Source organism: Streptomyces sp. H27-D2 (assembly GCF_035828615.1).
Classification (GTDB): domain Bacteria; phylum Actinomycetota; class Actinomycetes; order Streptomycetales; family Streptomycetaceae; genus Streptomyces.
Map to the genome: position 1 here is coordinate 44,892 of NZ_JAYMZR010000015.1, position 25,472 is coordinate 70,363.

A 25,472-nucleotide genomic window follows, 5' to 3' on the forward strand; every position below is an offset into this window, starting at 1 on the left:
CCCGAGGAACAGCGGGAACGCGAGCGGCCGGCGGCCGGGAGGTCGGCCGGCGCGGCAGCCCGGAGCCGGGCTCAGGCACCGGGCCAGGGTCCGGGTCCGGGTTCGGCTCCGGGGCCGGCTGCGGCCGTAGCCCCGGCCGCAGCCTCGATCTCATCATCATCGGCGGCGATACCCGCCTCGGCCGCCGTGACGGCGAGCTCCGAGGCCGAGGAGGCGGCTGTGTTCGCGCACCCGCCCGTCGCCCCGGACGCGACCGCCGCGTACGGCGAGCACCCCGACCAGGTGATCGACTTCTACCGGCCGCGCGCCGGAACCGGGATCGGCGGCGGCGGGCCGGTGCCGCTCGTCGTGCTGCTGCACGGCGGCGCGTGGCGCGCCCCGTACGACCGTGAGCACATCTCGCCGCTCGCCGCGCACCTGGCGGGGCACGGCTTCGCCGTCGCCTCCGTCGAGTACCGGCGCGGGGCCGACCCCTCGACCCCTACGCCCAGCGGCGGCCCGCCCCTCGCGGGCCGCTACCCCGAGACGCTGGACGACGTCGCCGCCGCGGTGGACGCCGTACCCGCGCTGGCCCTCCAGGCGCTCGGGCCGGGTGTCGTGGACCCGCGCCGGGTGGTGCTCAGCGGCCATTCCGCCGGCGGCCACCTCGCGCTCTGGGCCGCGGCGCGCCAGGAACTGCCCGAGGACCTCCCCTGGCACCTGGCCGTCCCGACGCCACTGCGAGGCGTCGTCGCGCTCGCCCCGCTCGCGGACTTCGAATCCGCCGTCCGGCTGGGCGTCTGCGGCGGGGCCGTGCAGCAGTTCCTCGGCGGCCCCGAGACCGGGCCCGCCCGCCTCCGCCACGTCGACCCGCGGGCGCTGCTCCCCTCGGGAACCGCGACGGCGATCGTGCACGGCCGGGCGGACATCGCCGTCCCGCTGGAGATCTCGGAGCGCTTCGCCGACGGGGCGGCGGTGCACGGCGAGGTGGTGCAGCTGACCGTCCTGGAGGGCGTCGGACACTTCGCGCTGATCGACCCCGGCGCGGACGCGTGCGCGATCGTGGTCGAGGAGATCGCGCAGCTGGCTTGGTAGGCGGGGCGGGGTGGCCGGGCTTGGTGGAGGGGCTTGGTGGCCGGGCCGCGTCGGCGGGCCGGGTCGGCGGGCCGGGTTACGGGGCATGGCTGCCCGCAGCCCGCAGTGGTGCCGAGCACCCACCGGCATCCGCCGCCACCCACAATCCGCAGGTCATGGCCCCTGGACCCGCTCCGTAGTCCTTGAGTAGGACCAGCGGATATCCGCACCACTGGTGACGCTGTCGACCCCCGCGCTGCTTACCGTTGACCCATGACCGACACCAGCCCCATCAGCGACCCGCGGACCGAGCTCCGTATGGTCCGCAGCGCGATCCTGGGCCTGAAGCAGGACCTCTTCACCGACGTCTTCGCCTTTCGGCCGCTGCCGCAGAGGCGGACCGACGGCCCGGTGCTGCGCCGTCTCTCGGAGCCCGCCCGGGGGTTCGCGGAGTGGCTTCCGCACGCGGCCATCGTGTTCTTCGCCCTCATGCTGCTGATGGTCGAGGTGACGAAGTCGAACTTCGGGGGCGTCGGGAGCCTCCTGAAGCTGATCCTCGGGATCGTCGTGGCGGTCCCGGTCATCGTCACGCTGTTCCGGCCGGTCGGGGCCTGGTGGCTGTCGCTCGCCGCGACAGCCTTCATGGCGATCGTCCCGAACTTCGCCGGCAGTTACGGCGGCCTCGACCTCTGGCCATGGTCCGCCGCCGGTTTCGTCTCGCACCTCACCGTGATGTTCCTGGTGGCGCTCCGCTCCCGGCCGCGCGTCGCCGCCGAGATGTGGCTGATCACCCTCGCCTTCGGCGTCTGCGTACAGACGCTCAGCGGCTCGTACGACTCGAACGTGGCGCCCATGGCGATGTTCAGCGCCTGGGCGCTGCTCGCCGTCGTCGCCTCCAGGGGCTGGCTCTACGCACGCCAGCAGGTCGTCGAGAAGGAGGTCGTCACGGCTGAGGAGCGCTCCCGCCGCACGCTCCTCGAAGAGCGCGCGACCATCGCCCGCGAGCTGCACGATGTCGTGGCGCACCACATGTCCGTCATCGCCATCCAGGCCGAAGCCGCCCCGTACCGGGTGGACAACCCGCCCCCGGAGCTGACCCGGAGCTTCGCGACCATCCGGGAGAACGCGGTCGCCGCCCTCACCGAGCTGCGCCGGGTGCTCGGCGTCGTACGGTCCGAGAACCCGGACGGCTTCGCCGACGACGGCCCCGAAGCCCCTCAGCCCACCCTCGCGACCCTGGACACGCTGCTCGTCAACGTCAGGGCGGCCGGGCTGAGCGTCGACTCGGTGACGACCGGCGCGGTCCGGCCGCTGCCGCAGGGCGTCGAGCTGTCGGCGTACCGGATCGTGCAGGAGGCGCTGAGCAACGCGCTGCGGCACGCGCCGGGCTCCGAGGCGCGGGTCGAGATCTCGTACGTACTCGGCGGCCTCGGGCTGCGCATCGTCAACGGCGCGCCCACCGGCGAGGTCCAGCCGTCGCCCGGCGCCGGGCACGGGGTGCTCGGCATGCGGGAGCGGGTGGCGATGCTGGCCGGTGAGATGACGGCGGAGTCGACGCGGGACGGCGGCTTCGAGGTCGCCGTGTTCATCCCGGTCGTCCCCGCCCCGGCCGCCTCGCCCGACGACGCGGTGCAGGACGCTCCGCGCGAAGCGCCGCGAGAGGCGCCGCGCGCTTGGCTGTCGAAGGACGACTCGAACGGGGCCGGCGCATGACCACGACGCCATCCTCCGCGACCCCTACGACGACACCCTCCATCCGCGTCCTGATCGTCGACGACCAGATCATGGTCCGCGAGGGCTTCTCCGTCCTGCTCGGCGCTCAGCACGACATCGAGGTCGTCGGCGAAGCCGTGGACGGCCGCGAGGCCATCGCCCAGGTCGCCGCGCTGCGCCCCGACGTCGTCCTGATGGACATCCGGATGCCCGAGGTCAACGGCCTGGAGGCGACCCGCGAGATCGTGGCCGCCGACGCCGCCGCGAAGGTCCTCGTGCTGACCACCTTCGACCTGGACGAGTACGTCTACCAAGCGCTGCGCGCCGGGGCCAGCGGCTTCCTCCTCAAGGACGCGTCGGCCCGTCAACTCGCCGACGCGGTACGGATCGTGGCCGCCGGCGACGCGTTGCTCGCGCCGACCGTCACCAAGCGGCTGATCGCCGAATTCTCCCGGCTGGGGGAGCCGCGCCCGCCCGCGCAGGACCGCATCAGGGATCTCACCGAGCGCGAGACGGAAGTCCTCGTCCTGGTCGCCCAGGGCCGTTCGAACCTGGAGATCGCCGGGCATCTGGTCGTCGCCGAATCGACGGTGAAGACCCATGTCAGCCGGGTCCTGGTCAAGCTGGGGCTGCGGGACCGCACGCAGGCGGCCGTCTTCGCGTACGAGGCCCGGTTGGTCACGCCGGGCGGGTGAGGGCGGGCGGGTGACGCCGGGTGAGGGACGGCGGGCGGCTGAGGCCGGGCGGTTGAGGCCCGGCGGCTGGGACCGGGCTGCTGAGGCCCGGGTGGCTGAGGCCCGGGTGGCTGGGCGGAGTTCGGGGGACCAGGGGGAGTCCAGCGGGAGTTCACGGGGAGGCGGCGGCGGGTCGTCCTGCCGTCGTCCCGCCGTCGCCCCGTCGCCATCCCGCCGCCCGCCTCCCGACGGGGCAGCGGCGGCGCGCGCCGCAGCAGATACCGTGGGGCCATGGGCAGCTATGGCGCGGACGCGGGCGGGCAGGGGTACGCACTGCTCATCGCGGCGGCCCCGGTCGGCAGGCACCGGCTGATGGACGCCGTCGCCGCACTGCCCGCGCTCGCGGCCGTCCCGCCGGGCGTACTGACCGGGAACACCGAGACGGGCGCCGGCGCGAGCGTCGTGCAACTCGTCGACCCCACCGACCCGAACGCGGTGCTGACCCACCTGCGGACCGCCGCCGCCACCCCGGGACCGCTCGTCGTCCACCTGGCCGGACAGCTCACCGTGGACCCCAGGCAACTCCGCCCGCACCTCGCCCTCGCCCGGACGACGCCCGCCACGACGCGCTACACCGCACTGCCCTGGCACTGGCTGGCCGCCGAGCTGCGCGAGCGCGCGCCCGGCAGCACCGTGGTGCTGGCGGACCTGGTGGCCGACCCGGCCGTATGGAAGCGGGTCGGTGAACTGCGGCTCGAAACGGAGCTGCTGGAAGCGGGCGTGGCGGTGTACGGGGTGCTGTCGCCGCCGCCGGTCAGACGCCGTATAGCGGCTCCCGAGTACAGCCGTGCCCTCGCCCGCTCGCTGCGCGGCGCGTCCGCGCGGCCCCCGCTGGAGCGGCTGCACCAGGAGGCGGTGGCCGAGGCGGGATTGGCCGACACGGACGCCCTGCTGCTGGCGGCGGAGCCTTCGCCGGCTGGGGGTAGGGGACCGGGGTGGGGCGATCACTGCGACGCGGCCGGCGACGCGCCGGGAGGCGCTGACGGCTACGACAGCAGTAGCCGCAGCCGCAGGACTGAGCACGCGGACGGGCATACGGCCGAGCGCCGGTACGGGTACTCCGATCAGGCCGATCACGCTGATCAGGGTGAGCGTCCGCCCCGGAGCCCGGCTTCGGCTGAGGTTCCGGCCCTGGCCCCCGGCTACGTCCGGGCGTCAGCCCCGACCGCCCCCCTCCCGGTCCCGCTCCCGGTCCCGCTCCCCCTCCCGGCCCCCCTCCCGGTCCTGCTCCCGATCCCTGCGCCGGCCCCGGTACCGGCCGACGAAGTGCGCCCTCCGGCACGGGATGCCGAGCCCGCGCAGCCGCCTGTACGTACGCCCGAACCGGCCTCCTCCCTCGCCGGCGGCAGCCCCTCATCCGTACCTGCTCCCGCCCCCGCCCCGACGTCCGGTGCCGCCGTAGGCGCGGCACTCGCCGCAGTCCGAGCCGCGCCCCCGGCCCCGTCCCGAGCCGCATCCCCGCCTCCGCCGCCCGCCCCCGTACAGGCAGTTCGCCCGCTGCCGCCCGTCCCCCTGCACGCGCCCGACGTGGCGTCCCCGGCGGCCGGGCAGAGCGCGCGCGGGCAGCGCGTCCCGCGTGCCGCGCCGGAGAATCCGCTGACGGCGATCCTGGCCACGGCACGGGCCGGGCGGCGCAACGAGGCGGCCGACATGGTCTCGGCCTGGGAGCAGCAGGCGCTGCGCCGGCACGGGGCGAACTCGCTGGAAGTGGCGCTGTGGATCGAGGTGCGGGCCGAACTCGCCCGGCTGGCGGGGGAGACGGCCCGGTCGGCGGAGCTGTGGGCGGCCGTGGCCGCCATACGGCTCAGTTGCGGGCAGGCGCCGGGCGATCCGGATGTCGAGGGGGCCGTGGACCGCGCGCACCATCAGTGGCAGCAGGTGACCGACCCGGTCCGGGCCAGGGAACTGGCCCCGGATCTCATCGCGTTGCGCCGTCGCGTCCCGGGCCGCAAACAGGGCGCGCTGGAGGCCGCGCAGCGCCGCCTCCAGGCGCTGCGCACGGCGGGCGCGGCGGGTACGGCAGCGGGTACGACCGGCGCGGTCTGAACCGGCAGCGCGGCTGCCGGCCGGTTCCTCCTGCACCTACGTGGCTTACGACCGCCGCGCTGCGCCGCGCCGTCCGCGATCGCGCCGAAGATCGCGCCCGCGACCGCGAAGCCGATGGTCCAGCCCAGCAGGGTGCCGCGCTGGAGCCGCCAGGCGAGTCCGTACGGGCCGCTGAGGGCGGCGGAGGCGGTCGCGGGCCCCGGGCGGTCCGGCAGGAAGCCGGCGGCGATGTCGCGGCGGCCCGCCAGGGTGTACGCGGCGGCGGTGGCGAGGGCGGTGAGGGCGAGCGGCAGCAGCAGGACCCACCAGCGCTCGTCAGCGAAGGCGCGGGTGTTCTCGGCCCAGCCGACCGGCGAGAGCCAGCCGACCGGCGAGCGCCAGACCAGCGGCGAGCTGGGGCCGTGGGACGCGTCCCGCGCCGCGTCGCCCGCCGCGCGCAGCACGAACGCGAGGCCGAGCACGGCGGCGGCGAGGCCGGCGCCGACTCCCCGGCCGGCCGCCGGCTGTCCGAGACCCTCGCCTTCTTCGAGTTCCTGGACAAGGAACTCGAAGGCGTGATGGAGCGCTGGCGGGTGCACCGGGAGCAGGTCTTTCCGGACTGACGGGCAGGGCTCCCCGGGCGCCCGGCCCCCGGAGGCCGCCCCGTCAGCCCTCAGGCCGGCAGTCAGCCCTCAGCCCTTGGGCAGCGTGAGCCGCCAGGCTCCCGGCTGGACCGTCCAGGTACGGGCGCGGACCGGGCCGCCCACTATCGCGTCCGCCCGGTAGTGGAAGTCAGGCCCCGAGACGGTGAGGGACCGGGCCCGCGCGGTCATCGTCTGCGCGATGCCCGCACGGTCGCCGTCCGGACGCCACCGGATCGAGACGTGGACCAGCCCGCCGCCGCTGCCGTCAGCACCGCTCGCGTCATCGCTCCCGCCGCTGCCGTCGCCGTACCCGTCGCTCCCGCCGCGCATCGCCGGGGCCAGCCCCGAGGTGGAGACCGCGATGTCCTCCACCGCCCGGTCGAGGTCGATCAGCAGCACGCCGTCCGCCTCGATCCGCAGCCGCTGCGACGACGGGCCGTGGCCGTTGCGCTCGGGCCCCGCGGGGGCGGGCAGCCCGGCCGGCCCGCCCGGCCGCTCCTCGCCGCCGCCGTCGTCCGCGGCGCGCCGTACGCCCGGCAGTGAGCCGAGCACCGGCACCGGGCCAGACAGGGTCCGCACGAGCGTCCGGTAGGTCCGTACGGACGGGGCCCACCAGGGCTGGTGCGCGGTCCGGTCCGCCGACGACGGGGGCAGCGCGGGGATGCGCAGCCCGCCGAGGACCACTCCGCCGCTGTCGTCCACCAGCAGGTCGAGCTGCTTGTCGACGCCGTCGAGTACGGCGCGCGCGGCGGCCACCGCGCCGGTGGGCACGCCGAGCGCGCGCGCCAGCGCGACCGTCGGCGTCGCGCCGATCGGGATCAGCGCCAGCGTCGCGTCGGTCAGCGCCCGGTCCCGGTGCAGCAGCGCCACGGCGCGCAGCAGGGCGCGGTCGTCGCCGATGACCACCGGACGGCGATTACCCCGGCGGGCGAGAGCCCGCGCGGCCTCCTCGGGACCGTCCGGCAGACAAATTTTCGCGGACGCGCCGGCGCACAGCACATCCTTCGCGATCCGCACGGATTCGCCGTCCGTACGCCGGGCGACCGGGTCGATGACAACGAGCAGGGGGCGCCCCTGATCGGAGTCCGGCGGAGGTTGCCCATGATGCTGAGCCGACACCTCGGTCCTTCCTCAGGTAATCTCTCGGTGCAAGAGCCCCTGTCGCTATTGCGCCAGGGGCTTCGTCTATCCGGGGCACCGGTTCGACGCGCTTATTGGCGATGCGTACCGCTAAACGCTGTGCGCGCGCCGCTTCGCACGTTGGACATGCCCCCTCCGGAAGGGGTGTACGCCTGTGCCCGCACTTGTGCTGCTCGGTGCTCAGTGGGGTGACGAGGGTAAGGGAAAGGCCACCGATCTGCTCGGTGGCTCCGTGGACTATGTCGTCCGTTACCAGGGCGGCAACAACGCCGGCCACACGGTTGTCGTAGGTGACCAGAAGTACGCGCTGCATCTGCTCCCTTCCGGCATCCTCTCGCCGGGGTGTACCCCGGTCATCGGCAACGGTGTCGTGGTCGACCCGGCGGTCCTGCTCTCCGAGCTGAGCGGACTGAACGAGCGCGGCGTCGACACGTCCAAGCTCCTGCTCAGCGGTAACGCGCATCTGATCACGCCGTACCACACCACGGTCGACAAGGTGACGGAACGCTTCCTCGGCAAGCGGAAGATCGGCACCACGGGCCGCGGCATCGGCCCGACGTACGCCGACAAGATCAACCGCGTCGGCATCCGGGTCCAGGACCTGTTCGACGAGTCGATCCTGCTGCAGAAGGTCGAGGCGTCCCTCGACTTCAAGAACCAGGTGCTCGCCAAGCTCTACAACCGTCGGGCCATCGCGGCCGAGCAGGTCGTGGAGGAGCTGCTCGGGTACGCGGGGCAGCTCAAGGGCTTCGTCGCCGACACGTCGCTGATCCTGAACGACGCCATCGACGACGGGAAGGTCGTCCTCTTCGAGGGCGGTCAGGGCACGCTCCTCGACGTCGATCACGGCACGTACCCCTTCGTCACCTCGTCGAACCCGACCGCGGGCGGAGCCTGCACCGGTGCCGGCGTCGGCCCGACGAAGATCAGCCGGGTCATCGGCATCCTCAAGGCATACACCACGCGCGTCGGTGCGGGCCCGTTCCCGACGGAACTGTTCGATGATGACGGAGAGGCGCTGCGGCGCATCGGCGCCGAGCGCGGCGTCACCACCGGGCGCGACCGGCGCTGCGGCTGGTTCGACGCGGTCATCGCGCGCTACGCGACCCGGGTCAACGGCCTCACCGACTTCTTCCTGACGAAGCTCGACGTGCTGACCGGCTGGGACCAGATCCCGGTGTGCGTCGCGTACGAGATCGACGGCAAGCGGGTCGAGGAACTCCCGTACAGCCAGAGCGACTTCCACCACGCGAAGCCGATCTACGAGATGCTGCCGGGCTGGTCCGAGGACATCACCAAGGCGAAGACCTTCGCCGACCTGCCGAAGAACGCGCAGGCGTATGTGAAGGCGCTGGAGGAGATGTCGGGCGCGCGGATCTCCGCGATCGGCGTCGGCCCCGGCCGCACCGAGACGATCGAGATCAACTCGTTCATCTGAGGTGACGGGTTGGGGTCGCGGTGTGCGGCGGCGGGCTCGGCTTGAGTCGTGGCTGTCGCCGCACACCGCCGCACACCGCCGCACACCGCAGCCCGCCGTCGCCGGGCGGGGTGTGAGGCCGTACGGGGGTGTGCGGCGTACGAGTCCCGGTCCGCGGTGAGAGCCGCGGGCCGGGACTCGCCGTATCCGGCGGGGCACCCGCACGCGGCGGCCCCGCCGCATCCGGGAGCCCCGCCCGGCCGCTCCTGAGCTGTTCCCTGATCCGCTCCGCTCAGCTGCTCCGGGCGTACGTCAGCGGCGGCCGGTCGCTCCCGGTGAGCGTCCGGCGCAGCGAACCGCCCTCGGTCAGCTCCAGCGTGGAGCCGACGCCCGGCTTGCAGGACTCGTCGGACGTCTTGGACGTCACGGTCGACGGGCCCAGCTCGACCGGCGGCCCGACGGCCGTCAGATCGGCCTCGAACTCGCAGTGGTAGTTCGGCCCTTCGGCGACCACGGAGAGGACCGTGTCGCCGACCCCGCCCTTGGTGACCGTGAGCTGACTGGTGTCGGAGTCGGTGCTGCCGACGTTCGCCTGCCAGGTGCCGACGTACTCGGACGGCAGGCTGCCGTCCGCCTCGGGTTTCGGAGTCTTCGAAGCGTCATCGTCATTCGCCGACCCCGGCGCGCCGGAGGCGGCATTGTCCCGCTGCGCGGACTTGGGGGGCTTGGCCTGCGCGGTCTGCTGCTTGTCGCCGTCGCTCAGCAGCAGATACGCGACGGCTCCGCCCCCGAGCGCCAGCACGAGCGCGACCAGCACCATCAGCAGCGCACCGCCCCGCCGGCTGGGCTCGGGGGTGGGCTGCGCGTAGACGTAGCCGGGCTGCGGGGTGGGCGGCGGGGTCCGTATGCCGCCGGGGGTGCCGTAGCCGCCGGGGTTCGGGTAGCCGTAACCGGCGCTGGGCGGCATGGTTCCGTAGCCGCCGGAGGGCGTGGCCCCGGGCGGGTGCGGCGGGGTGTGCGCCGGGTTCTGCGACGCGGGTGCGGTGCCCGCCGCTCCCGCCGCGTACATGGTCGGCAGGTCGTGCAGGTCCCGCGGACCGGGATAGCGGGGCGGCCCGAACTGGCCCGGCTGTGCGGGGTGTCGCCCCTGCGGGCCCGCGCCGGTGGCGGCATCCCAGGTCAACGCCGATCCCGATCCGGCTCCCGACCCTGGTCCTGCTCCCGGTGTCGCGGGCTGCCCCGCTCCGGCGAGCGCCGCGCCCCCGGAGGCGGACGCCGGGCCCGCGCCCTGCGCGAGCGGTGAACCGGCCCCGTCCGTATCGCTCCTCGGGTTCTCCGCCTCCAGCAGCTCGACCGCGTGCCGCCCGAGCCGCGCGATCAGCGTGCCCGGCAGCCACGGCTCGTCGCTCGGATCGGCGTCCGGCCTCGTACGCTCCAGCACCTGAGCGGGCGTCAGCCGGACGCCCGGCTCCTTGGTGAGGCACGCCGCGATCAACTCCCGCAGCCCTTCCGGCAACGCCTCCAGGTCCGGGGTCTCCTGCGCGATGCGGTACATCAGCGCGTGCACCCCGCTGTCGACCGTCCCGAACGGCGTCCTGCCCGTCGCCGCGTACGCGAGGACGGAGCCCAGGCAGAACACGTCGCTCGCGGCCGTCAGCGGTTCGCCGCGCACCTGTTCCGGCGACATGAAGCCGGGCGAGCCGACCGCCGCTCCGGTCGTGGTCAGGCCGCCGTCCGCGGCGGACACCTCCAGGGCACGCGCGATGCCGAAGTCGATGACCCGCGGCCCGTCGATGGTCAGCAGCACATTGGACGGCTTGAGGTCGCGGTGGATGATCCCGGTGCCGTGAATCGCCTGCAGGGCGCGCGCGAGACCGGCGGCCAGGATGCGCACGGTCCGTTCGGGCAGCGGCCCGTGGTCCGCGGCGACGACCTGGTGCAGCGACGGGCCCGCGACGTATCCCGTCGCGACCCAGGGCACGTCGGCCTCGGTGTCCGCGTCGAGGACCGGCGCGGTCCACTCGCCGCCGACCCGCAGCGCGGCCCGCACCTCCTGCCGGAACCGGCTCCGGAACTCCTCCTGCCGGGCCAGTTCCTCGCGGACCAGCTTGACCGCGACCGTACGGCCCCGATCGCTCCGGGCCAGGTAGACCCGGCCCATGCCGCCCTCGCCAAGCCTGCCGAGCAGCCGATACGCACCGAGTTTGCCTGGATCTCCAGGTCCCAGTCTGTCCATTCCGTCGCCACCCCTTCCCCCGAGTCGCACACGGCGGAGAATATCCGTCGGTGCGGACGAAAGTGACGACGCAGCCGATCTGTTACCCGGTTCCGATGTTGGGCACTCCGGCCCCGAACGAGTGAACGGCGGGGTGGGGTGGGCCGGGAGGCCGCCGAAGGTCTGGGAATCGCGACTGAGTTGCGCTGGTTCGCCCCGATCGAGACGATGGAGCGAATCGGGGAACTGAGCGAGGACCTGCTGCTGCAGCTGCCGGATGGCCGAGCGGGCGCAGGTGAGGGCGCCGGTGCGGGCGCAGCGTGATGTCAGCGCAGGCGGCGGAGGCGACCGGCCGGCTGGTGTCCACACGGAGCGAGGAGACAGCCAGGTGGGGGGAGAATCTCCCTCAGACCGGGGCCCGAATGAAAACCGGCGGAGCTGAGCCGGCCCTGATCGTCTAGACGCCCGTCAGTGGTAGTGCCTCCTGGCTGTGCCGTCGGCCACACGCCACGAGCGGCCGTCCGCGCAGGAAGCCCGCTGGGACGACAACGCCTGCGCCAGGCACAGGTGCCGAGTTCACCTTTGCTGAACTTGCTTGCCGCACCTCGCTGCACTGGGATGGTGCCTGGCTTTGGGACCGTTTTCAACGGTGCTGATGGCCCATAACGCAAGGGATTCCATGAACCACTCGCACATACCAAGCCGGCCGGACGCCCCGGACACGCACGTCGCGTCCCCGGTCCGCGCGCCATGGATGCTCCCGGACCGCGGAAGCCGCCCGCGCAACGTGGTCAACCGGCTGCTGTGCGCGCTCGCGGTGGCGGGAATCGGCGCGGCCGGCTGGGGGTTCTGGCTGGAGTACGCCGAGCACCGGGATGTGGCGGAGAGCCGGAAGGAGATCGAGAGCGGGTGCGCGGGGCTGGCGGACCCGGACGCGGTCCTGCGGCTGAACGGCGGGATCTACCGGGTCAAGCGCAGCAGCGACCCGGATGACACCATCGACCGCGAGCAGCAGAACGGCAGTTGTGTCATCTATCGGGTGGGCGATCCCGGCACCACGTACGCGCACTTCGCACTCTCGCTCACCCCACACCCCTCCGACCGGTACGCCAATATCATCTCCGATGAAACGGAAGAAGTCTTCCACTGGCACGACCGTCCCCAGGGTGAGGAGCTCACGGCACGCGCCGACGAAGCGCCGCCGCACCCGCTCGGCGACGGCAGGCTCGGCCACTACGACGAGTCGACCGCCACGGCGAAAGCAGTGTGCGCGAACCCGGCCGAGGCGAAGGGCCGTGTGACGTCCGTCAAGGCGTTGGCTATGGCGCAGTACGACGAAGATGTCACCGCGGCGGACCGTAGAGCGCTGGCCGGCATCGCCCGGCACGCCGCGGACAAGGCTGCCGACCGGCTGGACTGCGAGGCCGCACTGCCCGAGGTCCCGAAGCGGCTGGACGCCGCCGAGCTGCGGTTCGGCAAGGCCGGTTCGGCCACCGGGACCTGCGGCTGGTACGCGCGGTTCACCGCCGTGCAGGGGCGCGGTGAGCTGCCCGACCGGGCACTCGGCGCGCCTGCCGGTTCCGCGAGCTGGGAGGAACGGTGCCTGCTTGCGGCCAGCGCCGACGAGACCCGCAGGGTCTGGCCACACCACGCTGACGGGGAGCTCAAGGACCAGCGCCTGCGCGACGCGCTGCGGTTCGCGCCCTGGTGGATAAGAACGGAGTCGTACTTCGGCGACGAAGCGGCCGAGGTCGCGGCCGACAGTTTCGGGACCGACCGGACCGCACTGGCGCCCGGCACAGCGGGCAGGATCCGTGGCCCCGGGATCTGGTGGGCCTCCTCCGTCTGCGACGGACAGCCCGCCGTGCACACGATGACAGCGAGCTATCCGTACGACGACATCGTCAAGGGGCGCCTGAGCGAGCTGTTCCGGGCGTACATCGACGATGTCGCCGAGCGCCGCGGCTGCACGGACGTGCGGTTCCCCAAGATCGTTACTCCCTGATCGCATCGGCATCACCAACAGCGGCCTTCCGCCGTGCCGGCATTCGAGTTCACCTTCCGTTCGGCCTCGGGGAATAGCCCCGGAGGAGCCCCCGCACGCTCATCGCGCGGTACGAGAGCGGCGACTGCGCCTTCGCCGGGGGCCGCCTCCGCGACGATCTGAGTGGCCATCACCTGATGACCGCCGAGCAGGTCCGCGAAGTGATCACACCGCTTCGACTCCAGCCGGTCTCCGAGGCACTGGCCGATCTCCGCGCGCTACGGACCTGAGGAGCGTGCGGGAAGAGCGCTCAGGCCGCAGAGCCGGCCGCAAGAACCAGTCGAACGGGCCGGCCGCGCGAACCAGTTGAAGGAACTGGTCGAACCAGCCGCGCGAACCGGCCCGGCCAGCCGCACGCGTCAGCCGCTGGACCAGCCCCTAGAACCAGCCGCGAGGGTCGCCCGAGCCCGAGCCCGAGCCCGAGGCCGCAGCCGCCGCCGCGCGGGAAACCCGTCGATCGCTCGGCTCGCCGTGAGTGCCGCCCGTGTGCCGCAGGATCGTCGGGACGACCGCGTTCCAGGTCGTCTCCGGGAGCATCTGATGGCCGACGCCGGGCAGCGGCAGCAGCCGCGCGTCGGTGATCTCGGCTGCCAGCGCTTCCGCGTGCCCGTACGGGAAGACGGGGTCCTCGGTGCCGTGGATGACGAGCGTCGGGGCGGTCACTTCGGAGAGCCGCGGCCGGATCGGGTCGCCCGCGTCGAGGAGCCCGTGGTTCATGCCCGTCGCCATGTCGGGCGTGCGGTCGAAGACGAGGCCCGCGAGCTCGCGGGCCCGCGCCTCGTCGAAGCCGGCCGAGCCGACGAGCCGTCGCAGGCTCTCGACGCGGTAGTCGATCACGGCCGTACGGTCGGACCAGTCCGGCGCTGGAGGGCGCTGCGCGAAGTGGGCCCGCAGCTTCTCGGACATCGGCGGCAGGCCGGAGTCGTCCGCTGTGCCGGGCCTGCCGGGGCCGCCGGGGCTGGTGGAGATCAGGGTGACCGAGGCGACGCGGCCGGGCCGCTCGACGGCGAGCCGCTGGGCGATCCCGCCGCCCATCGAGATGCCGACGATGTGCGCGCGCCGCACGCTCAGGGCGTCGAGCAGCCCGACGGCGTCCGCCGCCAGGTCCGGGACGGAGTAGGGCGGGGCGCCGGGCTTGTAGCTGGTCGAACGCCCGGTGTCGCGGCTGTCGTAGCGGATCACGTACCGCGTCCCGGCGGCCAGCCGCTCGCAGAACCTGTCCTCCCACGAGTCCATGGACGAGGCCGCGCCACTGATCAGCAGAATCGCCGGATCGGTGGGATCGCCGAAGGTCTCGACGCAGAGATCAACGCCGTTGGCGTGGACGATCTTTTCGTTGTCCATGGCACCTCGATATCTCGTGGGCTGAGACCCTGCCGTCAGGCCGTCAGCCGCGTTCGCGTTCCCGTTCGTGTCAATCTTCGTGCACGGCGGGCTCAGCGGACGGATCGGGCACGTCCGCCGCATCAGACACATCGGACACATCAGATTCATCGGGCACAGGAACATCCGCCGCGTCGAGCATGTCGAGCGCGCCGGACAGCCGTTCCAGCGCGGTCAGCACCCGCCGGAACCCACCCGCCCCGCCCAGCTCCCGCGCCAGTCGCGCCGCGAACTCCGCGTGCCCGGGCCCGATCTCGCGCACCGCCGCGCGGCCCCGCTCCGTCGGCGCGAGCAGCTTGGCCCGGCGGTGCGCCGGGTTCGGCCGGTAGTCGGCGAGGCCGCGCTCGACCAGCAGATCGGCGATCCGCTGCACGCTCTGCCGGGTGATGCCCATCGCGCGGGCGATCCCGGAGACCGGCAGCGGCTCCCGCAGCACCGCCCCGAGCACCTGCCACCAGGCGGCCGTCAGCCCGGCCGGCTTCGCCAACGCCTCCGCGACGGCGAGGAACTGGCCGTTGAGCCGGAAGACGCCGAGCGCCGTTCCGCTGAGCAGCGCGGGTGCCTCGTCGGCAGTCGGCTCGGGTGCCGGCGTGGGTGCCACGGTCGCGGTGCTCCCCTCGGCCGCCGCACCGCTCGGCCTCGCGTCGCCCGTCACCGTCCGGCCGCCGCTTCGAGGGCCTCGAACGCGCTCGCGTCCGACTCCGAGAACAGCCGGAACCAGGCGTCGAGCACCTCCGGTTCCAGCAGGTCCAGCCGGGCCAGGATCTCCCGCGCGAAGGCGACCGGCTCGGTCGGTCCCGCCGTGATCAGCCCCCGGCTCCGGTCGGTGACGGCCGCCGCCTCGCGGTAGTGATCACCGCCCTTGTAGCCGGGCTGATGGGCGAGATACCCGGCCGCCCCGCTCGTGTGCTCCCGCTCGTCGAACAGCCCCTTCCGGGCCAGTCCCGCCGTGGCCCCGCAGATGGCGGCCACCGGCACGCCCGCGTCCAGGAACTCGGCCGCCTTGCGCGCGAAGGGAGCGAGCTCCTCGCCCCCGTCCCACAGCTGCGCCCCGGGCAGGATCAGCATCGCGCTGTCCTCGGGCCGCAGCCCGTCGAGCGCGCGGTCGGGCAGCAGCCGCAGCCCGCCGATCGTCGTGACGGGCTCGGCGCTCGCGGCGACGGTCACGATCTCGACGGGGGTGCGCGGCGCGCGGTGGAAGGTGGTGTCGCGGAGGTAAGCGGTGGCGTACCCGAACTCCCAGTCGGCGACGGTGTCGTAGAGGGCTACGTGCACGGTCTTGCGGTTCATGGCTGCTCCTCTGGCCTTCGGTTTCTGGCTTGGGTCGTGGCGAGCGCTATAGACAGCATGCTGTCAAAAAGGCAGTGTACTGTCAATGATGGGAGTGGCGTACGGACGGAAGGGTTCGGCCACTGCGCCGCGCGCGCTCCTGCGCGGCGGCCATCCGCAACACCGCGACGACCGCGAGCGCGCCCGCCGGCATCGTCACGAGGTCCAGCCGGACGGCGGCGGACGGCTTCGGCGCGGGCGCGCCCTGATGCGGACCGGCCGTCGCGCCCGCCCCGCGTTCCCTCTCGGCGCCGGGCCATCCACGCCCGCCAGGGCCGGGTGATCACCTCCCGGTAGGTGTGGTGCGAGGGATGCGCCCCCGCCGCAGCCTGGACCGCGTTCCTCGCCCACCTCGCCGCCTGACGCGCCGTCGCATCGGTCCCTGGGGACCGGCCTAGTCGCCAACCAGTGGCAGCGCGCGGTGCGGTCGGTGTTCCCGCGGAGGCGAGGACGGACGGGCGGATGGACGAGCGGTCGGACGGGCGGTTGGGCGGGGCGATATAGCCCCGGTGGACTCGTGAAATCGATGGACCCCGGGAATCCGGCGCGGGCATAGTGACGGCCATGGCCACCCTGGTGCGACACATGACGATCGACTGTTCCGACGCCTACCGACTCGGCGCGTTCTGGGCCCGCGTGCTCGACGCGCCCCTCTCCGACGAGGACCATCCCGGCGACCCGGAGGCGCTCGTCGAGGCCCCTGGCGTCGCGTTGCTGTTCGTCACCGTCCCGGAGCCCAAGACCGCGAAGAACCGCGTCCACCTGGACCTGCAGCCGCAGGACCGCACCCGGGACGAAGAGGTCGAGCGGCTGCTGAAGCTCGGCGCCACCCTCGTGGCCGACCACCGCCGCGCGGACGGCAAGGGCTGGGCCACCCTCGCCGACATTGAGGGGAACGAGTTCTGCGTGGAGCGCGGCGCGTCGGAGCGGGTCGGCTGACGCGGGGGCGGGCGAGTCCAGGGGCTGGTCTCAGCGGCCGGAGCCGGAGCCGGGGCCGAAGCGGACCGTGATGCGGGCGCCGCGCGGTGTGGCCGGTGCGCCCGCCGTCGGTGCGCCCGCGGTAGGGCTCGCGCCCACCCCCCACTCCACCGACCCGCCCGACCCCTCCGCCGCGCGCCGCACGATGTCCGGGCCCAGGCCCGTGGAGCAGCCGCCGCTGCTGCCGCGCTGCGGTACGTGACCGGCCGGGAAGCCGGGGCCGTCGTCCCCCACGCACTCCGGTGCCCCCTCCCGTTCCCCCTCCGCGCCGTCGGCCGACGCAGTCCGCCGCGGCACCGTCCACTTCACCGGCGGCAGCGCCACGGCCGAGTGCCGGCCACGCGGTGTGATCTACCTGACGTTCTGGAGCCCGGCCGCCGGCTATCACGTCGAGGAGGTCGCACGGGGTCCGGCCGCCACCGCGTCCATCGAGCTGGAGCCGATCAACGACGGCGACGACCGGTCGTACGCGATCGGCTGCGCGGACGGCCGCCCCAGGGCCACCGCGATCGAGGACGACGACGATGACGACGCGGACGACTGAGGGGAACCGGGGCAGCTGAGGCGACGCGGGCGACCGCCGGGACAGTCCCGCCCAGCCCTGCGCTCCCGCCCCCCTGATCGACAATCTGTCCACGCGCGTGTCGAGCGCCATACACACTGTCGGTTCCGCCGCCCGGAGGGTGATCCTTAGTCTGGAGGCGTCCGCCACCCCGTCCAGCTTCCTGGCGGACCCGAGTGATCCGAGGTTGTCGCCGTGAGCATGCCGTCAGCGTTCCCCGTGCCCGATCCCGCCACCGGGGCAGCCGTGAAGGCCGCCGACCGTGCGCACGTCTTCCACTCCTGGTCCGCGCAGGGGCTCATAGACCCGCTGCCGATAGCGGGCGGCGAGGGCTCGTACTTCTGGGACTACGACGGCAACCGCTACCTCGACTTCTCCTCCCAGCTGGTCAACACCAACATCGGCCACCAGCACCCGAAGGTCGTCGCGGCGATCCAGGAGCAGGCCGCGAAGATGTGCACGATCGCGCCGGGCTTCGCGGTGGACGTACGGTCCGAGGCGGCCCGGCTGATCGCCGAGCGGACTCCCGGGGACCTCGACAAGATCTTCTTCACGAATGGCGGCGCGGAGGCGGTCGAGAACGCCGTCCGGATGGCGCGGCTGCACACCGGCCGCCCGAAGCTGCTGTCCGCGTACCGCTCGTACCACGGGGCGACGGGGACGGCGATCAACCTGACCGGCGACCCGCGCCGCTGGCCCTCCGACACCGCCTCGGCGGGCGTCGTGCACTTCTGGGGCCCGTTCGCGTACCGCTCGCACTTCCATGCCGAGAACGAGGCGCAGGAGGGCGAGCGCGCCCTCGCGCACCTGGAGGAGACCATCGCGTTCGAGGGCCCGCAGGCCATCGCCGCGATCATCCTGGAGACGGTCGTCGGCACGGCGGGCGTCCTCGTGCCGCCGCCGGGCTACCTCAAGGGCGTCCGCGAGATCTGCGACCGGTACGGCATCGTCTTCATCCTGGACGAGGTCATGTCGGGCTTCGGCCGCACCGGCAAATGGTTCGCGGCGGACCACTGGGACGTGACCCCCGACTTGCTGACCTTCGCGAAGGGCGTCAACTCCGGGTACGTCCCGCTGGGCGGCGTCGCGATCTCCGCCGAGATCGCCGCGACCTTCGACCAGCGCCCCTTCCCCGGCGGCCTCACCTACTCCGGCCACCCGCTGGCCTGCGCCTCCGCCGTCGCGACGATCAACGCGATGGACGAGGAGGGCATCGTCGAGAACGCGGCCCGGATCGGCGAGCAGGTCATCGGCCCCGCGCTGCGCGAGCTGGCCGAGCGGCACCCCTCGGTCGGCGAGGTGCGCGGCATGGGCGTCTTCTGGGCGCTCGACCTGGTCAAGGACAAGCGCACCCGCGAGCCGCTGGTGCCCTACAACGCGTCGGGCGCGGCCGGCGCGCCGATGGGCGAGTTCGCGGCGGCCTGCAAGAAGCGCGGTCTGTGGCCCTTCGTCAACATGAACCGGACGCACGTCGTGCCGCCCTGCACGGTCACCGACGTCGAGGCGAAGGAGGGCCTGGCGGCCCTGGACGAGGCACTCTCGGCGGCAGACGCGCACACGGTCTAACGGGTCGCCGGAGACGTAGGTGTGGAGGATTCGACAACTTGAAGTTGTCGAATCCTCCACACCTACGTCTGTCGCTTCCGGTGCGCGCGGCGCGGCGCGGCCGGTCTCGCATATCTTGTGGCGACGGCCGCCCGCAATCAGCCCGCATTCGCGCGGCGCGGTCGCGGAAGGAGACCGAGAAGATGCCCGGCCCCAGCCCGGTCCCCAGGCCGGTCCAGCGCAGCACCCTGCGGCAGCAGATCGCCGACGCGCTGCGTGACGAGGCACTGGCCGGACGACTGCCGGCCGGACAGCCGTTCACGGTGAAGGAGATCGCCGAGCAGTACGGCGTCTCCGCCACCCCCGTCCGCGAAGCGCTGCTCGACCTGGCCTCACAGGGGCTGCTCGACGCCGAGCAGCACCGCGGTTTCCAGGTGCACGAGTTCACGCTCGACGACTACCGCTGCATGATCGAAGCCCGCACGCTCATCATCGAGGGCATCTTCCGCAGCTGCGCGGAGCGCGCGCTGCGCACCGCCTCGCCGGCGGCGCTGGCATCCGTGCGCCGCCGCGCGGAGGAGGCCGAACGGGCCGCCCGCGCCGGTGACTTGGACATACTGATCGGGTACGACCTGCGCTTCTGGCGGGAGTTGGGCGGCCTCATCGCCAACGCGTACGTGTCCGACTTCCTGGACCGGGTCCGCATGCAGTCCTGGGTCTTCACGGTCCCGTACCTGCGCCGGCTGCCCGACCTCGGCGACCGGCTCTGGCGCGGTCACTGCGAGCTGGTCGAGGCGGTCACCCAGCAGGACGCCGCCGCCGCGCAGCGCATCGTCGCGGTGTACAACGAGCAGGCCCTCACCCTCATCGAGGGGATTCAGCGGGCCGAGCGGCCGGACCCGGCGTAGCCGGCGAGGGTGCGGTACGGGCGGGGCTCCGCCCGGCCGGGAGGCCGGCCGGGACCGGGTCGCGCCCGCGCTCTTCGCGCGGCGTGCGCGGAGGGCTACGCTTGCCCGACGATCGGGCGCGGCGTCCGCCGAGGGCGTCCCCGGACCCCTGCGAGCGAGAGTGAGACCCGGTGGCGTGTGATCTGTGGCTGGTCCCCCTTGTCGATGTGCTGTGCCACAGCCCCGACAACCCCTTCGCCGAAGAGATCGCCGTCTACGACAAAGCCCTCAACGCCGCCGGACTGCCGTCCGTCCCGGTCCTCAGCTACATGCCGGGCCTGTCCGGGGACGTAGCCCCGGTCGCCGGGTTCGACTACGACGCGCTGCACTTCCTGCGGCGCGCCTACCTGTTGCAGATCTGCGGGCTCGAAGTGGCCCCGGTCGACGAACTGGGCGGCGACTACGAGCAGTTGCTGGAGATGTTCGAGTCCACGGCCCAGGAGTCGCACCTCGTCTGGCACTACGACCACGCGGGCGGCTACGTCCCGGTGGACTTCGATCACCCGCTCTCGGACGATGAACTCCTCTCCGGAGGCGGCCCGTTGGGCTCCAGCCACGGCCTGCTGCGCGAGCTCGAAGTCGTCGCCCCGGCGATCGGCATAGACCCCGGCAACCCGCCCGGCGCGCCCGCGCCGCCGTCCCGCCCCACCTCCCTGGAGGAACCGGCGGGCTCCACCCCGTCCGACAGCAGCCCCTTCGCACGCGAACGCCATGTGTGGCTGGGTTTGCATGCGGCGGCTACGCGAAGTCTGGGCCAGGGATCGATGATCGTCTTCAGCTGATCGGCTGATCGGCTGAAGACGATCATCGGATTCGCTGTAGCGGTGGGCGGGGCGGGGCCAGGTGATGCGGGATGGTGCGGCGGCGGTTCGGCAAGAGCGCCGCCGCGCCGCCGTACGGGCCGCCGTACCTACGTCGCCGCGCCGCGCGCCCGCTTCCTCGCGTCGCCGCGCGCCCCGCTCTCGCGCCGCCGCGCCCCCTCACAACGCCCGAGGCGGCTCCGGCGGCCGCTGCCGAGGCATGTTCGGCCGCGCGCCGGGCTGCATCGAGAAGCGGCTGACCGGGCCCGCGGGCTCGCCGCGCGGCCCCCAGCGGGCCAGCGACTGGGTCAGCAGGGTCGCGGAGCCGGAGCGGAACTCGACCATCCAGTCCGCGGTCTCGGACCGTACGAGCTCCGTGACGTCCTCGGTGAAGCGGCGCAGCAGGCCCAGGCACCGCTCGGCGGCCTCGCCCGCGGTGCCCTCGGTGGGGCCGAGCATCTCGCGGGCGCTCTCCGCCGCCCAGTCGAACTGGAGCACTTCGAGCCGCCGGTGCACCGCCTGCGCCGTGGCCACGTTCCGCATCCAGCCCGAGGTCAGCCCGAAGAACCGGTCGCAGCCCACGCACGCGGCGCCCAGCACCAGCGCCAGATATCCCCACGCGGCCCCGTCTTCCAGCGCGCCGGCCACGTCCAGCAGCGGCAGCGCCGCGCCGACGGCCACCCCGGCCGCCGTGCCGATCCGCAGGGTCCGCGCGCCCAGCCGTTTCCAGCAGCGCTCGTTCAGGTACCAGTCCGCGGTTTGCAGCGCGCCGTCCTCGGTCCACCGGTACAGCTCGTCCAGCCGCCTGGCGGTCTCGTCCCAGTCGCCGAGCGGGAAGGGGCGGCCGAGCAGGTCGCCCTGCCTCTTCACGCCCCCCTCCCATGGGCCCCTCTCGGGCTGCATCTCCGGCTGACTCACCCGTGGGCTCCCTCTGCTGCGCGTGGCGCGTGCTGCTTCGCGCGTCGCGCGTGACAATCGACGATGGTGCGGAAGCCACCTTCCTACCGCCGAACGGCTTGCCTTGAGGTGCGGACCTCAGTATTTCCGCCGCTAAGTGGCCCTTGATCAGGTATGGACACCCGGTCCGTCTCACCCGAAAGAGTTTCCGGGGCGACCCGGCCCCGGCCAGAACCCAACGGCCGCCCGCGCGCAGGGCACCGAGAACCGCCCCGTGAACGCTCCCGCGGCCTGCCCCGCGCGCGGTTCTGCCCACGGCCCCGCGATCCGCCCCGAACCGACGCAGGCCCGGCTCGGGACGCGCACCGGGGCGCGGCCCCGAGGCGCGATCAGCGCACGTGCCCGCGCGCGCACCTTCCACGCGCTCCGCTCACGCCCCCGCACGCCCGCGTACGGACCCCCGCGCGCCCCGCGCGGCGGCGGCCCGGCGCGGAGGCCATAGGCTTCACGCTGTGAAGGTCCTTGTCATCGGCGGCGGCGCCCGCGAACACGCCCTGTGCCGCTCTCTCTCGCTCGACCCCGACGTCACCGCGCTGCACTGCGCTCCCGGCAATGCCGGGATCGCCGAAGTGGCGCGGCTGCACCCGGTGGACGCCCTCGACGGCGCCGCGGTGGCGGATCTGGCCGCGTCCCTGGGGGCCGGTCTCGTCATCGTCGGCCCCGAGGCCCCGCTGGTCGCCGGCGTCGCCGACGCGGTCCGGGAGCGCGGCATTCCCACCTTCGGCCCGACCCGCGAGGCCGCCGTACTCGAAGGCTCCAAGGCGTTCGCCAAGGACGTCATGGCGGCGGCGGGAGTCCCCACCGCCCGCTCGTACCTCTGCACGACCCCCGCCGAGATCGACCTCGCGCTGGACGCCTTCGGCGCCCCGTACGTCGTCAAGGACGACGGCCTGGCCGCCGGCAAGGGCGTCGTCGTCACGGACGACCTCGCCACCGCCCGCGCGCACGCCCTCGGCTGCGACCGCGTGGTCATCGAGGAGTTCCTCGACGGCCCCGAGGTCTCGCTCTTCGCGGTCACCGACGGCGAGACCGTCGTCCCGCTCCAGCCCGCGCAGGACTTCAAACGCGCGTACGACGACGACCAGGGCCCGAACACCGGCGGCATGGGCGCGTACTCCCCGCTGCCCTGGGCGGACCCCAAGCTGGTCGACGAAGTCCTCCAGACGGTCCTGCAACCGACGGTCGACGAGCTGCGCCGGCGCGGCACGCCCTTCGCGGGGCTGCTGTACGCGGGCCTCGCCATCACCTCGCGCGGCGTCCGGGTGATCGAGTTCAACGCCCGCTTCGGCGACCCGGAGACGCAGGTCGTGCTGGCCCGCCTCAAGACCCCGCTCGCCGGCCTGCTGCACGCGGCGGCCACCGGGACCCTCGCGACCTTCCCGCCGCTGCGCTGGAGCGACGGCGCGGCGGTCACCGTCGTCATCGCCTCGCACGGCTACCCCGAGTCGCCGCGCACCGGCGACCCGATCGAGGGCCTCGCGGACGTCGCGGAACAGGACGCCCCCGAGGCGTACGTGCTGCACGCGGGCACCGAGCGGGACGCGGACGGCCGCGTCGTGAGCGCGGGCGGCCGGGTCCTGTCGGTCACCGCGACCGGCTCCGACCTGACCTCGGCCCGCCGGCGCGCGTACCGTGCGGCGGACCGCATCAGCCTGGAGGGCTCGCACCACCGCACGGACATCGCGGCGAAGGTCGCTTCGGACTGAGGGATCGCGCCGGACTGATCGGACTGAGGCGTCTCCCCGGCCTGTACGGAGCCGGGGACGGCCCCGTACGGAAGCCGCCCCTGCCCTCAAGCCCCACCCCTCTCCCGCGCACCCCTCCCGCACCCCTCCCGCACCCCCCGCCGCACCCCTCCCGCACCCCGCCGCACTCTCCACCGGCTTTACCCAAAGCCATTCCATCGAGTGACCGTGCGCTCATCCGGCTGACGTGACCGCAGGCCCCAACTAGGGTGCGGCGCAAGCGCACTGCGGCTGTCGTCGCAGCGCGTCCGGCACTTGGCCCACCGGCATTGCGGTGTCAGTGGCCGGTGCCACAGTGGGGGAGTGGGCAATGCCGCCGGCGTTCGACGTCGCCGGTCGTCGTTGCCCGGTCGTCCCGTCGTCAAGAGGACAACAGGGGGTGAACCGGCTCGTGGCAGGCCCGGAAGCAGGCGCACAGGCAGCGCGCGTTCGTGCCCTCGCGGTGCTGCGCGTTCGCGGCGCGGCGCTCGGTGTCGCGCTGCTGCCCGCAGCCGTCGCCGTGGTGCTGCTGGTCGGCAACGCGACGGACAAGCTCGGCGGCCAGGACGCCTGGCCCTCGGTCACCTGGGTGGTGGCCGGCGCCGCGCTGCTGGTGCTGCTGCTCGCGGTGGCGGTGGCGGCGGTGATCGTCCGCGCCAGCCCGGCGGTCAGCCCCACCGTGGAGATCGACGAGCGCAAGGCCCCCGACCTCTACCGGCTGGTCCGCGACCTGGCCGACCGGCTCGAGGTCCCCGCCCCGTCCGCGGTCGCGCTCACCCCCGACTGCGACAGCTGGCTGGAGGACCGTACGCACCGCGCGCACACCTCCCGCGCCGCCGCGGCCTCCCCGTCCGCCGCCCCGCGCGGCGGCGGCAGGGCGACGGGCGCGCCGGTCCTCGTCATCGGCTCGCCGTTCCTGTGGTGGATGCGGGTCGCCGAGCTTCGGGCGCTGCTCGCCCCCGTGGTGGCCGGCACCGGACCGGCCGCGCACCCGGACATCGCCGCGGCCCGCCGCTTCGTGCGCGGGCTCGACGCGGCCGCCGCCGTCGCCGACCGGCACCGCGTGCTGGGCTTCGTCGGCTGGGCGTCCCGGATACTCCTGCGCGCCTGCCGGGACCACGCCACGGAGATGGAGCGCGCCGTGGCCTCCTCCTCCTCCGAGCGCGCCCAGGCGGTGGACTACGGGCTGCGCATCGTCGCCCAGGAGCAGGTCGGCCTCGCCTACGCGGGCTGGGACCGGCTGCTGACCCGGGTCGCGCTGCCCGCGTGGCGGATGGGCCGCTGGCCCGCCCGGCTCGACGCCGGAGTGGTCTCGGCCCTCACCGAGCTGTCCCGCCGCGACCGGCTCGCCGACGGCTTCGCCTCCCGGCTGGGCGAGCGGCCCGCCTGCGATCTGCTGGAGGAGCCCGGCCTCGTCGACGCGGCGACCTCCCTGCTGGCCGCCCGGCTGTTCCACGGCGGCCCGGCCGATCCGGGCCCGGACTGGTCGCCGGTCGACTGGGACCAGTACCCGGAAGAGGTCGTCGACCGCAAATGGCGGATGGAGGCGGCCCGGCTGCACCGCGTCCTCGACGAGGTGGACGACGCCGAAGCGCACACCCGGGGCGCGACCCCGCCGAGACCGCTCGCGTCCGGGCGGCTGCCCTCCCCCGGCCCCGCGCCCGGCCCTTCCCCCGCGCCCGGCCCCACGCTGGCCCGGGTGATCGACCGGCTCTGTGCGGAGCGCGGCGCAGCCGACCTGCTCGCCGCGCGGCTCGACGCCGACGCGGCCCGCTCGGAGACCGACCGGCCGCCCTCCGACTGGACGGTCTGGAGCGGCCCCGAAGGCGGCGGGCTGCCGCTGCCCGTGATCCAGATCCAGCAGCCCCGCACCGGCCGCGACCTGCTCGCCGACCACGTCACGGCGATGGTCTGCTGCGCCGCCGTGGACACCGCGGGCGCGCGCCCCGGACTGGACTGGCTGGACGGGCCCGTGCTGCTCGTCGGCGGCGTGCGCCGGCCCGATCTCGGCCTGTCGGTGCTGAGCCTCGTCGAGGACGGCGACCCGGAGCCGCTCCGCGGCTGGCTGGGCGGCGCCGGAGTCCGTCCCGAGAAGCCGGTCCGCCTCGTCTGACGTCGGCGCGGCCCAGGGCTCCCGAGGCGGGATGCCGGTGCCCCAACGGGCCCGATGCCCCGGAAGTTCCAATCCGCGACGAAGGGTGACGGAGTGGGCGCTTAATGTGATGTGCTGGGGCCGATCGCTGTCGTTCATCGCACCAGGAG

The 25,472-nt window shown here is 73.8% G+C and carries 21 protein-coding genes and 1 pseudogene; 14 read left to right on the forward strand and 8 right to left on the reverse strand.

Going from position 1 to position 25,472, the window contains the following annotated elements; translation table 11 throughout:
• The first annotated feature begins 147 nt into the window (after positions 1 to 147).
• From QMK28_RS08975 to QMK28_RS08995, 5 genes are all read left to right on the forward strand, one after another.
• Positions 148 to 1,074: an alpha/beta hydrolase family protein gene (locus QMK28_RS08975; protein ID WP_443050599.1), complete on the forward strand. Its 927-nt coding sequence runs from the start codon at positions 148 to 150 to the stop codon at positions 1,072 to 1,074.
• 252 nt (positions 1,075 to 1,326) lie between these two features.
• Entirely contained in the window at positions 1,327 to 2,766 is a 1,440-nt protein-coding gene (locus QMK28_RS08980; RefSeq protein WP_326436501.1) for a sensor histidine kinase, read from the forward strand.
• A complete protein-coding gene (locus QMK28_RS08985; RefSeq protein ID WP_326436502.1) occupies positions 2,763 to 3,461 on the forward strand; it encodes a response regulator transcription factor in 699 nt (232 codons plus the stop codon). The genes QMK28_RS08980 and QMK28_RS08985 overlap by 4 nt, the downstream gene beginning before the upstream one ends.
• A gap of 270 nt (positions 3,462 to 3,731) precedes the next feature.
• Complete coding sequence (locus QMK28_RS08990; RefSeq protein ID WP_326436504.1) at positions 3,732 to 5,546, forward strand: hypothetical protein; 1,815 nt, start codon at positions 3,732 to 3,734, stop codon at positions 5,544 to 5,546.
• A 401-nt stretch (positions 5,547 to 5,947) separates the two neighbouring features.
• The gene (locus QMK28_RS08995) at positions 5,948 to 6,148 is read left to right on the forward strand and encodes a hypothetical protein (RefSeq protein WP_326436505.1); all 201 of its coding nucleotides are present in this window, start codon (positions 5,948 to 5,950) and stop codon (positions 6,146 to 6,148) included.
• A 69-nt stretch (positions 6,149 to 6,217) separates the two neighbouring features.
• Here QMK28_RS08995 and QMK28_RS09000 read toward each other — a convergent pair whose 3' ends face one another.
• Entirely contained in the window at positions 6,218 to 7,288 is a 1,071-nt protein-coding gene (locus QMK28_RS09000) for a hypothetical protein (RefSeq protein ID WP_443050592.1), read from the reverse strand.
• 175 nt (positions 7,289 to 7,463) lie between these two features.
• On the opposite strand from QMK28_RS09000, the gene QMK28_RS09005 reads away from it, so the two are divergent.
• Entirely contained in the window at positions 7,464 to 8,747 is a 1,284-nt protein-coding gene (locus tag QMK28_RS09005) for an adenylosuccinate synthase (protein WP_326436507.1), read from the forward strand.
• 271 nt (positions 8,748 to 9,018) lie between these two features.
• On the opposite strand, the gene QMK28_RS09010 is transcribed toward QMK28_RS09005, so the two are convergent.
• Positions 9,019 to 10,962, reverse strand: a complete 1,944-nt coding sequence (locus QMK28_RS09010; protein WP_326436508.1) for a protein kinase domain-containing protein — start codon at positions 10,960 to 10,962, stop codon at positions 9,019 to 9,021.
• A 733-nt stretch (positions 10,963 to 11,695) separates the two neighbouring features.
• Here QMK28_RS09010 and QMK28_RS09015 point away from each other — a divergent pair.
• Entirely contained in the window at positions 11,696 to 12,946 is a 1,251-nt protein-coding gene (locus QMK28_RS09015) for a hypothetical protein (protein ID WP_326436509.1), read from the forward strand.
• 417 nt (positions 12,947 to 13,363) lie between these two features.
• On the opposite strand, the gene QMK28_RS09020 is transcribed toward QMK28_RS09015, so the two are convergent.
• From QMK28_RS09020 to QMK28_RS34230, 4 genes are all read right to left on the reverse strand, one after another.
• Positions 13,364 to 14,329 (reverse strand): alpha/beta fold hydrolase, encoded by a 966-nt coding sequence (locus tag QMK28_RS09020; protein ID WP_326436510.1) that lies wholly within the window; start codon positions 14,327 to 14,329, stop codon positions 13,364 to 13,366.
• 70 nt (positions 14,330 to 14,399) lie between these two features.
• Entirely contained in the window at positions 14,400 to 14,969 is a 570-nt protein-coding gene (locus QMK28_RS09025) for a MarR family winged helix-turn-helix transcriptional regulator (protein ID WP_443050594.1), read from the reverse strand.
• A gap of 50 nt (positions 14,970 to 15,019) precedes the next feature.
• Positions 15,020 to 15,658 carry a DJ-1/PfpI family protein gene (locus QMK28_RS09030; protein ID WP_326436512.1) on the reverse strand — a complete coding sequence of 213 codons (639 nt, stop codon included), beginning with the start codon at positions 15,656 to 15,658 and terminating at the stop codon, positions 15,020 to 15,022.
• A complete protein-coding gene (locus QMK28_RS34230; RefSeq protein ID WP_443050595.1) occupies positions 15,655 to 16,284 on the reverse strand; it encodes a DUF7848 domain-containing protein in 630 nt (209 codons plus the stop codon). Before QMK28_RS34230 ends, QMK28_RS09030 begins: the two co-directional genes overlap by 4 nt.
• On the opposite strand from QMK28_RS34230, the pseudogene QMK28_RS09035 reads away from it, so the two are divergent.
• Positions 16,262 to 16,627 (forward strand): annotated as a pseudogene (locus QMK28_RS09035) (VOC family protein); the annotation flags it as partial. The gene QMK28_RS34230 and the pseudogene QMK28_RS09035 sit on opposite strands and share 23 nt — an antisense overlap.
• Before the next feature lie 39 nt (positions 16,628 to 16,666).
• Here the strand turns inward: QMK28_RS09035 and QMK28_RS09040 are convergent.
• On the reverse strand, positions 16,667 to 16,909 hold the full coding sequence (locus QMK28_RS09040) for a hypothetical protein (RefSeq protein ID WP_326436514.1): 243 nt from the start codon (positions 16,907 to 16,909) through the stop codon (positions 16,667 to 16,669).
• A gap of 112 nt (positions 16,910 to 17,021) precedes the next feature.
• Between QMK28_RS09040 and QMK28_RS09045 the strand changes: the two genes are divergently transcribed.
• From QMK28_RS09045 to QMK28_RS09060, 4 genes are all read left to right on the forward strand, one after another.
• Entirely contained in the window at positions 17,022 to 17,219 is a 198-nt protein-coding gene (locus tag QMK28_RS09045; RefSeq protein ID WP_326436515.1) for a hypothetical protein, read from the forward strand.
• Positions 17,220 to 17,438: 219 nt separating this feature from the next.
• Positions 17,439 to 18,803: an aspartate aminotransferase family protein gene (locus tag QMK28_RS09050; protein ID WP_326436545.1), complete on the forward strand. Its 1,365-nt coding sequence runs from the start codon at positions 17,439 to 17,441 to the stop codon at positions 18,801 to 18,803.
• Positions 18,804 to 18,985: 182 nt separating this feature from the next.
• Positions 18,986 to 19,690, forward strand: a complete 705-nt coding sequence (locus tag QMK28_RS09055; protein WP_326436517.1) for a GntR family transcriptional regulator — start codon at positions 18,986 to 18,988, stop codon at positions 19,688 to 19,690.
• A gap of 170 nt (positions 19,691 to 19,860) precedes the next feature.
• Positions 19,861 to 20,511 (forward strand): hypothetical protein, encoded by a 651-nt coding sequence (locus tag QMK28_RS09060; protein WP_326436518.1) that lies wholly within the window; start codon positions 19,861 to 19,863, stop codon positions 20,509 to 20,511.
• A gap of 198 nt (positions 20,512 to 20,709) precedes the next feature.
• Here the strand turns inward: QMK28_RS09060 and QMK28_RS09065 are convergent, their stop codons facing one another.
• On the reverse strand, positions 20,710 to 21,447 hold the full coding sequence (locus QMK28_RS09065; RefSeq protein WP_443050597.1) for an SLATT domain-containing protein: 738 nt from the start codon (positions 21,445 to 21,447) through the stop codon (positions 20,710 to 20,712).
• Between the two features lie 491 nt (positions 21,448 to 21,938).
• Here QMK28_RS09065 and purD point away from each other — a divergent pair, with 491 nt between their 5' ends.
• Complete coding sequence (gene purD / locus QMK28_RS09070) at positions 21,939 to 23,192, forward strand: phosphoribosylamine--glycine ligase (protein WP_326436519.1); 1,254 nt, start codon at positions 21,939 to 21,941, stop codon at positions 23,190 to 23,192.
• A gap of 418 nt (positions 23,193 to 23,610) precedes the next feature.
• Positions 23,611 to 25,323 carry a hypothetical protein gene (locus QMK28_RS09075; protein WP_326436520.1) on the forward strand — a complete coding sequence of 571 codons (1,713 nt, stop codon included), beginning with the start codon at positions 23,611 to 23,613 and terminating at the stop codon, positions 25,321 to 25,323.
• Positions 25,324 to 25,472 lie beyond the last annotated feature (149 nt).